Origin of the sequence: Enterobacter asburiae (assembly GCA_011754535.1) — a bacterium.
GTDB classification, from domain to species: Bacteria; Pseudomonadota; Gammaproteobacteria; order Enterobacterales; family Enterobacteriaceae; genus Enterobacter; species Enterobacter cloacae_N.
In genome coordinates this window covers 945,116-958,567 of the sequence record JAAQVN010000001.1, presented here as the reverse complement: position 1 = coordinate 958,567, position 13,452 = coordinate 945,116, and the positions used below count along the sequence as shown (strand labels likewise).

Below are 13,452 nucleotides of genomic sequence, written 5' to 3'. Positions count from 1 at the left end.
AAACGCCTCAACGGTCGCTCTCAGCAATGACACTCAGGGTCAGAAATGGTATGTCGCAGCCAGCCACCAGACGCGCCCCGGCTCAGGGATTTGCTGATCTGAGGCGTATCCAAACTGGCTGGCCCCCGCCAGATTGAGGTGCTCGCTGTAGTATTTATTGAACAGATTCTCAATACCCACGCGGGACTCGAAATGGTCGTTAAATGTGTAGCCCGCGCTCCACGAAAGCACGCCAAACCCCGCACTCGGGCCAAGATCCTGGCCGGTGACGTTACCTTTGTTCTGCGCCACGCGATGCTGCGGCGCCACCACACGCCACTGTAATCCGGTACGCCATTTTTGCCCGGTATAGTCCAGCGCCAGCCGCCCTTCGAGCGGGGGCATCTGCGGCAGCGGCTGTTTATCACTACGATTCTCGCCCCAGGCGTAGCTCAGGCTTCCCGTCACTGCCCAGTTGGGCGTCAGGCTCCAGCTTGCGCCCGTCTCCGCGCCCATTACGGCGGCATTGATATTGCTGGCCTGCGACGGCGTGCGGCTATAATCAAACAAAATGTAATCGGCAGTCCGCCCGACATAGGCCGATGCCCAGGCGCTGACCTTGTCGCCGTGAAACTGTACGCCGCTGTCCCATTGCAGGGTCTTTTCTGTTTTCAGCTGACGAAAGCTTTGTTCGCCGGCCTTACCGGAAAAAAGCTCCCAGTAATCAGGAAAACGTTCGGTGTAGCCGATACCGCTATAAAGCATGACGGGGGCGTCCGGCACGCGATACTCATAACGGGTGAACACCCCAGGCAGAAGATCGCGCCGGGAGGTATTTTGCGCGCTGCGCCGATCGTCCGCGCGGAGGCTGTCCAGCCTCGCGCCCACGATGACCGTGTCATCCGCCGTGACGGACTGGCGCCATTCGCTAAATAAACCCATCTGGGTAAAACGGGCATCGTCACGCCACGTTCCGGCGCTTTTTTTACGGTGGCTTTTGCGCATTACGTCTGCGCCAGCGGTAAGCGTGGTGGCTTCATCTTCCCACACGCCGGTAAGGCGACTGCCCATTACCACGCCGCCCACTTCAGACTTACGCTTCGGTCCAACGGGCTGACGCAGGCTGTAGTTATCCATGATGTGATCGGTATCATTGGCATAGAGCTGCCAGCTAAGTTTGCTGACGTGCTCGCTCAGGTGATACTTCTCCAGTTTTAGCGCCGCACTTTTGCGGGTAAAGCGGCTACCATCCATCATCCGACCAGCATAGCGGGCTTTACCGTCGCTGGCCCCCACGCTTAGTTCCGCCAGCGTGTCCTCATCAGGCGTGAGCCCTACCGTGACGCCGCTGTTCCATCTGCGCCACAGGCCCGGCACGCGGTTGCCGTGACCATCCCGGTAGTCATCCGCCACCGAATGATTACCGTCAAGGCGGACATAGCCGCGCGGGTCGCCAAACGCAAGATTAAGGTTTTGATCCGCGCGTCCGTTAGCGCCCTGCAGCAGCTCAGCGCTGCCTTCCAGCTCTGGTGCGCTGAAATAGTCCGGCTGACGTTCAAAGAGCAGCGTTCCGGCGGAGCCCATTGGCCCCCACAGTACGCTCTGGGGGCCTTTAATGACGGTTATCGTGTCGTAGCTTTGCGGGGTGATATAGGCGGTTGGGGTATCCATGCGCGAACCGCAGCCCCCCTGAGTGCTGACGCCATCCGCAAGCAACGTCAGACGGGAGCCGAACATCCCGCGCAGCACCGGATCGCCATTACTGCCGCCGCTGCGCAGCACGGAAAAACCTGGTATGTTTTTTAGCGCGCCCGCACCGTCGCTGGCTGGCAATTGTTGTGCTGGAGTATGAGCCGGAGCGATAAATGACGCGGGATCGCGATAGTGCCCCTCAACGGTCATCGACTCTTCAGCATATACCGGCAAAGCGGCCGCACAGCTGAGGGCCAATAATAGTGGACGGGAGGCGATCAGGGAGCGAATACCGCTCGCGGTGATACCAGACATAACACAATTCCGTTTCGGTAAAGAAAATAAGCAAGGCGCTTATTGTCTTCATCCCCTGTAACGGAATACACGACCTGTGGGCAAGAAGGCCCTCAGGGAAATCAGGAAATATCTGGCGTCTAACGGAAATCTCAGGGGCGCTGTTCAGAGCTCTTCGCCCAGGCGGGCCGTTTGCTGTCGTAAAAAATCCATTAACCGCAAGCAGGCCGGAGAGAGCGGCTGCCCGGCGTTTTTGACGATCCCCACATCCATATAGGTAATACAGTCATCAATGGTTCGCCGGATCACGCGCTGGCCGCTGAGCGCCCACGGGCGATAGACCAGATCGGATAAAATCGTAACGCCCTTACCCTGTGCAACCAGGCTTCGAATCGCCTCAAAGGAGTTGGTGCGAAAATGAATATCAGGATGGCAGCCCCGGCTTTGCCAGTAGTCGGATATCACATCGGGATAGTCGTCCGTCACCAGCAACAAGAATGGCACCTTTTCCACCTCTTTTAACCGAAGCTCCGGCACGCTGAGGAGAGGATGACCGATGGCGGTCCATAGACGGCGCGGCGAACGGATCCACGTTTCTACCTCAAGCGTACTATCGTGGCTGATATTAGAGGTCAGCAAAAGACAAAAATCGAGCTCTCCCTGACGCAAGCCCTGGAGCAGCTGTGATGCGGGCGCCTCATGGAACGCCGTCTCCAGCAGCGGAAAACGCTGCGCGATATCGCCCCAGAGATTGGGCAGCAGATAAGCGGAAAGGGTTTCGGCAATACCAATGCGCACGACGCCGTTGATCGCCTCAGGCTGCTGATGGAGATCCTCCACCGCCGCGCGGCTATCGTGGAGGATCTTGCGGGCATGGTTGAGAAATCGCTCGCCCACGGGCGTCAACTGGATCCCTTTTGCATGGCGGATAAAAAGGGGGGCATTTACCGCCTCCTCCAGGTTACGCATGGAGACCGTCATGGAAGATTGCGATATATGACAACGGCTGGCCGCTTTGGAAATTTGTAGTGTTTCCGCTAACGCAATGTAGAACTCAAGTTGCCTGAGAGTAAACTTCATAGTTTCAGCCAATACCGGAAGATGAAAATATTATATTAGCATTTAATTCTGCACCGGCAGTACTCTTAAGGCAGACAAAAATGTTTATTTTCAGGAGCCTCTATGCCCTATTTTTTACTCAGTCTCGCGGCCTGTTTTTGGGGGGGGAATTATGTCGTCGGTCATTTACTGGTGGCGCATGCAGACCCGATTATATTATCCGCCGCACGCTGGATACTGACGGCTCTTCTCTTATCTATGCTTTATATCAGACAGATTCGCGCCCAGTGGCCAATGATGAAAAAGGCGAGAGGTACGATTATATTTCTTGCGCTGTGCGGACAGGTTATGTTCCCACTCACGCTGTATATCGGCCTGCAATATACTTCATCTCTTAATGCAGCTATTTATTTATCCACAACGCCAGCCCTGGTTTTATTGATAAATAAGCTGGTATATAAAGAGAAAATATCAGTGCAGAATATTGCGGGCGTTGTTCTCAGTTCATTGGGCGTCGTCTGGCTGGTCATGCAGGGCGATCTGCTGCATCTGGATACGCTTAAAAATCTTAATCGCGGCGATATCTGGACCATGGGTTCTGCCGCCAGCTGGGCCGTTTATTGTGCCTTCTTGCGGATGAAGCCACATAACGTCGGTGGGAATGCCTTTGTGGCCGTGAGCGCAATCTTCGGTGCACTGGTGTTGTTACCGGTACTGGCGATATCGTTGATAAAGACAGGCTTACCATACTGGACGGCCTATACCGCGCCGGGCTTTTTAAGCGGACTGCTGTACCTGGTGGTCTTTCCTTCCTGGCTCTCTTACCTGCTGTGGAATAAAGGCATTGCGGCTATCGGTGCAACCCGCGGGGAAATTTATTCACACCTCATTCCACTGAGCGGCGGTCTGTTCAGCGTGATGTTCCTGCACGTTACGTTGCATTCGTATCATCTGGTCAGCACGGTACTGATTCTGTGTGGTATAGCACTCTGCTCTCGCGCCTCGCAATGGAAAGTCGTGAAGATTGAACGCGCAGACGAAAACGTACAGATATGAAAAAGGCCCACGTTATAAATAACGTGGGCCTGAATAGTGGCGGAACGGACGGGACTCGAACCCGCGACCCCCTGCGTGACAGGCAGGTATTCTAACCGACTGAACTACCGCTCCACTGTTCCCGCTTGGGGAACGAGGCGCATATTACGGTGTGCCTCCGATCTCGTCAACGCTTTTTCTCACGTTTTGAATCGTTTGCTGCAAAATTCACCCAACCGATGATTTTACAGGCATTGTGGCGTTTTTTCAGGCGCGCCACATGCAGCTTCCGCCCTTCTTTTGCACCAGGTCGAGACGGGATTCATGATTAAGCAGTTCTTCATCACTGGCTAAAACCACCCGCAAGCGGCTTGCCTGGCGGACAACGCGCTGAATGCCCGCTTCACCCTGCGTCTGCTGTGACTCATTTTCCATGCTGAACTTCATCGACGTTTGACCGCCGGTCATCGCCAGATAGACATCGGCCAGGATCTGGGCATCGAGCAATGCCCCGTGCAGCGTTCGCTTGGTGTTATCTATTTCGTAACGTGAACAGAGTGCATCGAGACTGTTACGCTTGCCGGGAAACATCTTCCTCGCCAGCGCCAGGCTATCGGTTACTTTGCAAAAGGTGTTTGTTTTCGGAATATCGCGATGGAGCTTACTAAACTCATAGTCCATAAAGCCGATATCGAACGAGGCGTTATGGATGATGAGCTCGGCGCCTCTGATGTATTCCAGAAACTCGTCTGCCACCTCACCGAAGGTCGGTTTATCCAGCAAGAACTCATCGGCAATACCGTGAACGCCGAACGCTTCTGGATCCACCAGCCGATCGGGTTTGAGGAACACGTGGAAGTTGTTCCCCGTGAGACGACGGTTCACCACTTCAACGGCGCCGATCTCAATGATCTTGTGCCCTTCGTAGTGCGCGCCGATCTGGTTCATACCGGTGGTTTCGGTATCGAGGACAATCTGGCGAGTAATTGCAGTGCTCATAGCGGTCATTTATGTCAGACTTATCGTTTAACTGAACGTTTCAAATACAGGAAGTCTACCAGAGATGCGTAAACAGGTAGAAATTTTCACCGATGGATCTTGTCTCGGCAACCCAGGGCCCGGCGGCTACGGCGCGATTATGCGCTATCGCCAGCATGAAAAAACTTTTAGCGAAGGCTATTTCCTGACCACCAACAACCGTATGGAGTTGATGGCGGCCATTGTGGCGCTGGAAGCCCTGAAAGAACACTGCGACGTGGTGCTCAGTACCGACAGCCAGTACGTTCGCCAGGGCATTACCCAGTGGATCCATAACTGGAAAAAACGCGGCTGGAAAACAGCAGATAAAAAACCGGTTAAAAATGTCGACCTCTGGAAGCGTCTGGATGCGGCATTAGGTCAGCACCAAATCAAATGGGAATGGGTAAAAGGACATGCAGGCCACCCGGAAAACGAACGCTGTGACGAACTGGCACGCGCGGCGGCTTTGAACCCGGCCCATGAGGATGCAGGCTACCAGCCTGAAGCCTGATCAGGGTTTTCTGTACTGTCGCGTTGCGCCAACGGTCTGCCGGATAGGCGTTTTCGACTTGCTCTGCTTCATCGGGTTAAGCGTAAGGGGGATGGTTCGCTTACGCGCGACGATAAACTGCATGCAGCCTAAGGCGGGCAAATGCGTGCTCAACAAGACTCCCCCCTGCCGCGCCCACGGCAGTACCTGAAAACCGCCGTAGCAGAGCACTTCAAAGTTCAGCAGCGAAAGCCAGTCGAGCTGGCGCATCATGGTGAACATCCGGCTGTTATAGGGTGGCGTTCGGCGCAGCACCGGCACCAGCTTGCGCAGCCCCATCAGGCTCAGCGGATTGAATCCGCTGAGGATCAGCCAGCCGTCGTCAATCAGCACGCGATCGGCTTCACGCAGCATACGGTGAGGATCGCTGCACCAGGGCAACGCATGTGCAAGAAGGCACGCATCCACGGATTTCTCAGCAAACGGCAGATGCAACGGGTCTGCCTTCACCTGAACCGGCGATCCGCCGAGCGAGACATTAACCTGATGTGAGATAGCGCAGCTTTCGGTATTGATTTCCGCGCTGAGATTGCCAATCTTAAGCAGGTGAAAGCCATACATTTTCGCGAGCCAGGGCTTCAGCTGTTGCTCCAGTGCCTCGCGATAGTATTCACCCCAGGGCAATTCGGCCCAACGTTCCGGTGCTGCGACAGTCTGAGGTATCCTTGCCGGTTTCATCAAAACACCCGCCACGCTATAAGAGGTAATGTATGAATCTTATCAGTATTCCCGCTTTTGAGGACAATTACATCTGGGTTTTAGTCGACGACGCTCGCCGATGCGTCATTGTCGATCCCGGCGAATCCGCCCCTGTACTGCGCGCTATAAATGAGAACGACTGGCTGCCAGAAGCCATTCTGTTGACACATCACCATAACGATCATACCGGCGGCGTGCAGGAACTCTGCGCCCATTTCCCGCATCTTGTGGTTTACGGACCGGCTGAGACACAAAATAAAGGAACGACGCAAGTAGTCGAAGAGGGCGAAAATATCCTCATCCGCGAGTGGGAGTTTTCCGTATTTGCTACACCGGGTCACACTTTGGGACATCTGTGTTTCTACAGCAAACCTTATCTTTTTTGTGGCGACACCTTGTTCTCTGGCGGCTGCGGAAGACTGTTTGAAGGCACGCCAGAACAAATGTACCAGTCTTTACAAAAAATTAGCGCATTACCCGACGATACTCTTATTTGTTGCGCCCATGAGTATACATTAGGGAATATGAAGTTTGCTGTGAGCCTCTTACCCGAGGATCGAGCGATTCAGGATTATTATCACAAAGTGAAGGAGTTACGTGCAAAAAACCAAAATACACTGCCCGTAATTCTGAAAAATGAGCGCCAGATTAATTTATTTTTACGAACAGATGATATTGATTTAATTAATAAAATTAACCAAGAAACAAATTTGCAACAACCAGAACAACGATTTGCATGGTTAAGGTCAAAGAAAGATAACTTCAGATAAATGCGGGTTGCCTTTTCAAAATTTCGCCGTTATCATCGCTCGTCTTTTAAGCAACTATTGACACACACATGAAGGCAAAAGCGATATTACTCGCCTCTGTCCTGCTTGTAGGTTGCCAGTCGCAGAACGGCAGCAACGTACAACAGCACGCACAGAGCCTTTCTGCAGCTGGTCAAGGGGAAGCAGGGAAGTTTACAAGTTCGGCGCGCTGGATGGACGATGGGACATCTTTCGCGCAGGAGCAAGACTTGTGGACCTCTATTGGCGACGAGCTAAAGATGGGAATTCCGGAAAACAGCCGGATTCGCGAACAGAAACAGAAGTATTTAAGAAATAAGAGCTATCTCCACGATGTAACGTTACGGGCAGAGCCGTATATGTACTGGATAGCCGGGCAAGTTAAAAAACGTAACATGCCTATGGAGCTGGTACTCCTACCCATAGTGGAGAGCGCTTTTGACCCACACGCGACGTCTGGCGCCAATGCCGCAGGTATTTGGCAGATCATTCCGAGCACCGGGCGAAACTATGGTCTGAAACAGACCCGCAACTATGATGCGCGTCGCGATGTTGTCGCTTCAACGACAGCCGCTCTCGACATGATGCAACGTCTGAACAAGATGTTTGACGGCGACTGGCTGTTAACGGTCGCAGCGTATAACAGTGGCGAAGGTCGTGTACTGAAGGCAATGAAAGCGAATAAAGCACGGGGTAAATCCACCGATTTTTGGTCGCTCTCACTGCCACAGGAAACGAAGATTTACGTACCGAAGATGCTGGCCTTGAGCGATATTCTCAAGAACAGCAAGCGTTACGGTGTACAACTGCCAACACCAGACGAAAGTCGTGCACTGGCGCGCGTTCGCCTCAGCAATCCGGTTGATATCCAACAGGTTGCTGATATGACGGGTATGTCGGTAAGTAAATTGAAAACCTTTAATGCAGGCGTTAAAGGCTCGACGCTGGGGGCAAGCGGCCCGCAGTATGTAATGGTTCCGCAGAAACATGCTGCGCAGTTACGTGAGTCTTTAGCATCGGGTGAGATTGCCGCCGTTCAGTCAACGCTGATCGCCGATGCCTCATCCGTTAGCAGCCGCAGCTATAAGGTGCGTTCAGGTGATACGCTTTCAGGCATTGCTTCACGTCTTGGCGTGACGGCGAAAGATCTGCAGCAGTGGAATAATCTGCGTAGTTCAGGGCTGAAAGTGGGTCAGACTTTGACCGTGGGTGCAGGTAGCAGCGCACAGCGTCTCGCCAGCAACAGCGATAGCATTACCTATCGCGTGCGCAAAGGCGATTCACTGTCCAGTATCGCAAAACGACACGGCGTGAACATCAAAGATGTGATGCGCTGGAATAATGATACTGACAATCTGAAACCGGGCGACCAGCTGACGCTGTTTGTGAAGAACAGCGCCACGCCAGACTCCTGATAGCACGTTCGAAAGATAAAAAGGCACCGATTCCCCTCGGTGCCTTTTTGCTTATCCAGCTTTTTGCGCTTCAGCCATGATGGTATCGCTGGTAAACGAGCCATCGTCCTGCAGTTCAAAGTATGCCTTTACCTCTGCGGACGCACTCTCCTGATACAGCCTGATCGCCTGGCTTAACGCTTCCGGGGTACGCATACGCGCGATCCACGAGCTGAACTCCAGCGGTAAACGGTCTGTTATTAACGAGCGCGCAATCAGCCCGGCTTCAGTGATAAACGATAACCACTCACCGCTGGCGTAGTTTTGCACGTGGGAGGTATCGCGCAGCGCTTCGACCGTCTGCAGCCAGATATTGCGCACCGGATGTCCAGGGGACATCACATCCATAATAATGAAGATGCCACCCGGCTTAAGAACACGTTTGACTTCGCGTAATGCCTGGCCGACATCATGCCAGTGGTGCGCGGAGTAACGGCTGATAACCACCTCAAACGACGCATCATCAAAAGGTAAGGATTCGGCGTAGCCCTGGCGCGTATCAATATTGTCCAGCCCCTTCGCTTTCGCCGCCTCGGCAACAACGTCCAGCATCTGGCTGGATAAATCATACGCGGTAACGCGAGCCACCTGCTGCGCAGCCGTGAAGCTGGCGTGCCCTGCCCCACAGCCCAAATCCAGCACGTGGGCCTGAGGGAACGCAGCCAGGCGTTCACCGAGACGCACCAGATCGCGTCCTGAGGCATGCACGGCGCTGCTCAGATAGGCACTTGCCTGAGAACCAAACTGTTTTTCTACGTTGTCATGATGGGAGTGTGTCGTTGTCATCGTACTGTCCTTTGTTGGTTAAAAATAAAAGGGCAGCACCCGCGCAGGCCTGCCCCACGGCAGACCTGACACACCGTTATTTATCAGGTTTGCCGGGACTGAATTCAACTAGTAGAGGGTTATGATCCGAAGCGCGCGTCACCAGAACAGAGGCGTCGTGCACGTTCAAACCGCGATAGAAGACAAAATCGAGAGGACGACCGAACGCTTTTTTGCGCTGATCGTCGCTAAAACGAACTTCACGCAGCGACATTTCGCGCGCAAAGCGATACAGCGCATTCATGCGCGGACGGCTCCAGGCGTTAAAATCGCCTGCCATAATGATGGGGCCGCTGTGATGGGCAATTTGATCGCCGATCGGAAGTAACTGCTTACTGTAGACATCCACGCCCAGGCTAAAGTTTACCGCGTGGATATTCACGACCATCAGCATACGGGTATCCGGCAGCGGGTAGACCGTCACCAGGGCTGATTTTGCCAGACGCAGGATAGGTTCGCGCTCGCGGAGCGGGCAACAGTAGACCGGATGTGCAGCAGAAAGCGTCATTACGCCAGAGGGATGCTGCGGCAGGACAAATGCCGGCACCTGATCGGCGGCAAGGTAGTTAGTGGTGGCAAACCGTACCAGTTCAGGGGTAGTTTGCGCCTCCTGGAGCAAAACCAGATGGGCATCTTTTCCAAAATTTTTGAGTACCGATAACCACTCAGCACGCTGCTGCTTGAAGATATTCCAGACCAGCACCCGGATTTTATCATCGCTGCTTAACGGTGTGCCGGCGGGTAATGCCTGGCTTATGCTCGCAAACGACCCCGGAGGCAAGATCCTCTCCGCGGGCATTCCGGCAACATAACGCATGGCATAGGTATTTTTTCGCACTTTTGGAAACAGCCCCTGTAACATGAACCAGCCCTGAAAACGGACTGGTTCTAATGTTATAGGGACTTTAGGTCACACTTTCAACGCAATTTCTGAGAAACCGCTTTCCAGTTTTGTAAGCAAGCACTTACTGATGTTATCCCAGCGCGACGCGGGCTGGCTTATCGAGGCGTCCACTCAGGCCAATCAGCAGGAAGGCCACCAGGACAATCACCGCGCCAATCCATGGGGTCTGGGTTAATCCGAAGTGTTCGACGGTTTGTCCGCCGATAATGGAGCCCAGCGCGATACCGATATTGAAAGCGGCAATATTCAGACCCGATGCAACATCCACCGCATTTGGCGTATAGAGTTCGGCTTTCTGGACAACGTAAACCTGAAGCCCGGGCACATTACCGAAGGCGAAGATCCCCATGACCAGTACGGTGATCAGCGCGGCGTATTGCATTGAAGCCGTGAACTGGAAAATCATCAGCAGAACGACCAGGGCGGCGAAGATAAACTTCAGCGCCGGTACCGCACCATGCTTATCCGCAAGCTTGCCGCCCCAGATATTGCCAATGGCCACAGAAATGCCGTATCCCAGCAAAATCCAGCTCACGGCGTTGGGGGAGAACCCCGCCAGGTCCTGCATCATCGGTGCCAGGAAGGTGAAGGCGGTGAATACGCCACCATAGCCCAGAGCCGTGACCGCGTAGATGATCAGCAAACGCGGATGGGTAAGCACCTTCAGCTGATCGCTCAGGCTTGCGCTTGCCCGGCCCGGGATATTCGACGGTACCAGCAGCAGGCTAGCCACGAGGGCAATAACACCCAGTAAGGAGACGGCCAGGAACGTTTCACGCCAGCCGAAATGCTGTCCGATAAACGTTCCCAACGGTACGCCCGTGACCAGTGCGACGGTCAACCCACCGAACATGATTGCGATAGCCGAGGCCGCTTTCTCTTTGGGAACCAGGCTGGTTGCAATGGTGGAACCAATCGAGAAGAACACACCGTGTGCCAGGCCGGTCAGCAGACGGGCAATCACCAGCGTAGTGTAGTCCGGCGCCTGCCAGGCCAGAATGTTGCCGGCGGTAAACAGCACCATCAGCGCAACTAACAGCTGCTTACGCGGAAAACGTCCAGTCAGGGCCGTCAGCACCGGCGCGCCGACGGCAACACCAAGGGCGTAGATAGACACCAGTAACCCGGCTGAGGGTAGCGAGATCGCAAGCTGGTTAGCGATGGTGGGAACCAGTCCCACGATAACAAATTCGGTCGTGCCAATTGCAAAGGCACTGATCGTCAGGGCAAGTAGCGCCAGTGGCATAAAATACTCCGTATCATCAGGATTAAGATGACAGGCAGTATGCGCCAGTGTTTAAATAACAAAAATGGTCAAAATATCAATAGAATTTTGCGGATGGTGCAACAATGAAAGCAACGTCGGAAGAGCTGACAATCTTTGTCGCCGTCGTCGAAAGCGGCAGCTTTAGCCGCGCAGCCGAGCAGTTGGGACAGGCTAACTCGGCCATTAGCCGTTCAGTGAAAAAGCTGGAGATGAAGCTTGGCGTGAGTCTGCTCAACCGAACGACGCGGCAGCTGAGCCTGACGGAAGAAGGAGAACGTTATTTCCGCCGCGTGCAGTCGGTGCTGCAGGAGATGGCCGCAGCGGAGACGGAGATTATGGAAACCCGCAGCACGCCGCGTGGATTGCTGCGTATTGATGCGGCCACGCCGGTTGTGCTTCATTTCCTGATGCCGCTAATCAAACCTTTCCGTGAACGCTATCCGGAGATGACGCTTTCTCTGGTCTCGTCCGAGACGTTTATTAACCTCATCGAGCGAAAAGTGGATGTAGCTATTCGCGCAGGGACGCTAACGGATTCCAGCCTGCGGGCCCGTCCGCTATTTGCCAGCTACCGCAAAATTATCGCGTCGCCACAGTATATTGCTGAACATGGTAAACCGGAGACGGTTGAAGAACTGAAGCAGCACCTGTGCCTGGGCTTTACGGAGCCGGTGTCGCTGAACACCTGGCCTGTTGCCTGTCACGATGGTCAGCTTCATGAAATTACCTGCGGATTATCGTCTAACAGCGGAGAAACGCTGAAGCAGCTTTGCCTGGAAGGAAATGGGATCGCCTGCCTGTCAGACTATATGATTGATAAGGAGATAGCGCGGGGTGAATTGGTAGAGCTGATGGCCGATAAACGTCTGCCGGTAGAGATGCCTTTTAGCGCAGTGTATTACAGCGACAGAGCGGTGAGTACGCGCATTCGTGCCTTTATTGATTTTCTGAGCGAGCATATAAAAACAGCTCCCGGAGGAGCTGTGTGAGGGTTCAGGTGACAGAGGGTGGGTCAAACTTAATCCCAGTCAGGAGCTAAACCTTCCGGGCTTACCAGGCGATCGTTGCACTCCAGGGCTGCGATCGCTTTTTTGTCATCGTCATCCAGATGAAGATCGAGCGCTAGCAGGTTGCTGGCCAGGTTTTCACGCTTAGTTGATGATGGGATCACGGCATAGCCTTCACCCATTGCCCATGCCAGAATAACCTGCGCAGCAGTGGCGTTATGTTTCTCTGCGATACGTGTAATCACCTCATCTTTCAGCGCCTTACCGTAGGCCAGCGTCATGTATGAGGTGATGTGGATCCCGTGCTGTTTTGCCCAGTCCACGACTTTGCGGTTTTGCAGATAGGGGGAGAGCTCAATCTGATTGGTCGCAATATTCTCAGCGCCAACAGCGGCAATCGCCTTTTCCATCAGCGGAATGGTGAAGTTCGAGAACCCAATTTCGCGGGTTAAGCCCTGCTTTTTCGCTTCCAGCAGCGCCTGCATGAACTCCTCCACTGAAACGGCATCGTTCGGCGATGGCCAGTGAATTAACGTCAGATCGACATAATCGGTGCGCAGTTTCTTCAGGCTCTCTATCAGGCTTGGGATGAGCTTGTCTTTGCTGAGATTTTCTATCCAGATTTTGGTGGTGATGAACAGCTCATTGCGCGGTACACCGCTCTCTTCGAGAGCCTGTCCAACAGCAGCTTCGTTTTCATAGATCTGTGCCGTATCAATTGCGCGATAGCCAAGTTCAAGAGCGGTTTTAACTGATGCGATAACAACGTCGTCTTTCAGGCGGAAGGTGCCCAGACCAAATGCAGGGAGAGTCATACTATTCCTCAATCATTATGTTCGTAAAGTGAGGAAGATTATCGCTGGCGCTGTTATGGAGAAA

At 53.7% G+C, this 13,452-nt stretch carries 13 protein-coding genes and 1 tRNA gene; 5 read left to right on the top strand and 9 right to left on the bottom strand.

Annotated elements, in window-relative coordinates:
• Positions 1 to 39: 39 nt before the first annotated feature.
• Together HBM95_04410 and HBM95_04405 are read right to left on the bottom strand one after the other, a co-directional pair.
• Positions 40 to 1,986: a TonB-dependent copper receptor gene (locus HBM95_04410; protein ID NIH42179.1), complete on the bottom strand. Its 1,947-nt coding sequence runs from the start codon at positions 1,984 to 1,986 to the stop codon at positions 40 to 42.
• A 144-nt stretch (positions 1,987 to 2,130) separates the two neighbouring features.
• Positions 2,131 to 3,045, bottom strand: a complete 915-nt coding sequence (locus HBM95_04405; protein ID NIH42178.1) for a LysR family transcriptional regulator — start codon at positions 3,043 to 3,045, stop codon at positions 2,131 to 2,133.
• A 102-nt stretch (positions 3,046 to 3,147) separates the two neighbouring features.
• On the opposite strand from HBM95_04405, the gene HBM95_04400 reads away from it, so the two are divergent.
• The gene (locus HBM95_04400; GenBank protein ID NIH42177.1) at positions 3,148 to 4,080 is read left to right on the top strand and encodes a DMT family transporter; all 933 of its coding nucleotides are present in this window, start codon (positions 3,148 to 3,150) and stop codon (positions 4,078 to 4,080) included.
• Between the two features lie 37 nt (positions 4,081 to 4,117).
• Here HBM95_04400 and HBM95_04395 read toward each other — a convergent pair.
• Positions 4,118 to 4,194, bottom strand: a tRNA-Asp gene (locus HBM95_04395).
• Between the two features lie 132 nt (positions 4,195 to 4,326).
• A complete protein-coding gene (dnaQ, locus tag HBM95_04390) occupies positions 4,327 to 5,067 on the bottom strand; it encodes a DNA polymerase III subunit epsilon (GenBank protein ID NIH42176.1) in 741 nt (246 codons plus the stop codon).
• 55 nt (positions 5,068 to 5,122) lie between these two features.
• Between dnaQ and rnhA the strand changes: the two genes are divergently transcribed.
• Positions 5,123 to 5,590 (top strand): ribonuclease HI, encoded by a 468-nt coding sequence (gene rnhA, locus HBM95_04385; protein ID NIH42175.1) that lies wholly within the window; start codon positions 5,123 to 5,125, stop codon positions 5,588 to 5,590.
• On the opposite strand, the gene HBM95_04380 is transcribed toward rnhA, so the two are convergent.
• Positions 5,591 to 6,307, bottom strand: a complete 717-nt coding sequence (locus HBM95_04380; protein ID NIH42174.1) for a class I SAM-dependent methyltransferase — start codon at positions 6,305 to 6,307, stop codon at positions 5,591 to 5,593.
• 32 nt (positions 6,308 to 6,339) lie between these two features.
• Here HBM95_04380 and gloB point away from each other — a divergent pair, with 32 nt between their 5' ends.
• A complete protein-coding gene (gene gloB / locus HBM95_04375; GenBank protein ID NIH42173.1) occupies positions 6,340 to 7,098 on the top strand; it encodes a hydroxyacylglutathione hydrolase in 759 nt (252 codons plus the stop codon).
• Positions 7,099 to 7,166: 68 nt separating this feature from the next.
• Positions 7,167 to 8,531, top strand: a complete 1,365-nt coding sequence (gene mltD / locus HBM95_04370) for a murein transglycosylase D (GenBank protein ID NIH42172.1) — start codon at positions 7,167 to 7,169, stop codon at positions 8,529 to 8,531.
• Between the two features lie 51 nt (positions 8,532 to 8,582).
• Here the strand turns inward: mltD and HBM95_04365 are convergent, their stop codons facing one another.
• The 3 genes from HBM95_04365 to HBM95_04355 all read right to left on the bottom strand — a co-directional run bounded on the left by HBM95_04365 (position 8,583) and on the right by HBM95_04355 (position 11,545).
• Positions 8,583 to 9,356, bottom strand: coding sequence for a methyltransferase domain-containing protein (locus HBM95_04365; protein ID NIH42171.1), 774 nt, complete (start codon positions 9,354 to 9,356; stop codon positions 8,583 to 8,585).
• Between the two features lie 76 nt (positions 9,357 to 9,432).
• Positions 9,433 to 10,233 carry an endonuclease/exonuclease/phosphatase family protein gene (locus HBM95_04360; GenBank protein ID NIH42170.1) on the bottom strand — a complete coding sequence of 267 codons (801 nt, stop codon included), beginning with the start codon at positions 10,231 to 10,233 and terminating at the stop codon, positions 9,433 to 9,435.
• A 136-nt stretch (positions 10,234 to 10,369) separates the two neighbouring features.
• A complete protein-coding gene (locus HBM95_04355; GenBank protein ID NIH42169.1) occupies positions 10,370 to 11,545 on the bottom strand; it encodes an MFS transporter in 1,176 nt (391 codons plus the stop codon).
• Positions 11,546 to 11,649: 104 nt separating this feature from the next.
• Between HBM95_04355 and HBM95_04350 the strand changes: the two genes are divergently transcribed.
• Positions 11,650 to 12,555 carry a LysR family transcriptional regulator gene (locus HBM95_04350; protein NIH42168.1) on the top strand — a complete coding sequence of 302 codons (906 nt, stop codon included), beginning with the start codon at positions 11,650 to 11,652 and terminating at the stop codon, positions 12,553 to 12,555.
• 29 nt (positions 12,556 to 12,584) lie between these two features.
• Here the strand turns inward: HBM95_04350 and dkgB are convergent, their stop codons facing one another.
• Positions 12,585 to 13,388 (bottom strand): 2,5-didehydrogluconate reductase DkgB, encoded by an 804-nt coding sequence (gene dkgB, locus HBM95_04345; protein NIH42167.1) that lies wholly within the window; start codon positions 13,386 to 13,388, stop codon positions 12,585 to 12,587.
• Positions 13,389 to 13,452 lie beyond the last annotated feature (64 nt).

Bases quoted from the DNA above. Each gene is read 5' to 3' on its own strand.
- HBM95_04410 (NIH42179.1), bottom strand. From the start codon at position 1,986: ATGTCTGGTATCACCGCGAGCGGTATTCGCTCCCTGATCGCCTCCCGT.
- HBM95_04405 (NIH42178.1), bottom strand. From the start codon at position 3,045: ATGAAGTTTACTCTCAGGCAACTTGAGTTCTACATTGCGTTAGCGGAA.
- HBM95_04400 (NIH42177.1), top strand. From the start codon at position 3,148: ATGCCCTATTTTTTACTCAGTCTCGCGGCCTGTTTTTGGGGGGGGAAT.
- dnaQ (NIH42176.1), bottom strand. From the start codon at position 5,067: ATGACCGCTATGAGCACTGCAATTACTCGCCAGATTGTCCTCGATACC.
- rnhA (NIH42175.1), top strand. From the start codon at position 5,123: ATGCGTAAACAGGTAGAAATTTTCACCGATGGATCTTGTCTCGGCAAC.
- HBM95_04380 (NIH42174.1), bottom strand. From the start codon at position 6,307: ATGAAACCGGCAAGGATACCTCAGACTGTCGCAGCACCGGAACGTTGG.
- gloB (NIH42173.1), top strand. From the start codon at position 6,340: ATGAATCTTATCAGTATTCCCGCTTTTGAGGACAATTACATCTGGGTT.
- mltD (NIH42172.1), top strand. From the start codon at position 7,167: ATGAAGGCAAAAGCGATATTACTCGCCTCTGTCCTGCTTGTAGGTTGC.
- HBM95_04365 (NIH42171.1), bottom strand. From the start codon at position 9,356: ATGACAACGACACACTCCCATCATGACAACGTAGAAAAACAGTTTGGT.
- HBM95_04355 (NIH42169.1), bottom strand. From the start codon at position 11,545: ATGCCACTGGCGCTACTTGCCCTGACGATCAGTGCCTTTGCAATTGGC.
- HBM95_04350 (NIH42168.1), top strand. From the start codon at position 11,650: ATGAAAGCAACGTCGGAAGAGCTGACAATCTTTGTCGCCGTCGTCGAA.
- dkgB (NIH42167.1), bottom strand. From the start codon at position 13,388: ATGACTCTCCCTGCATTTGGTCTGGGCACCTTCCGCCTGAAAGACGAC.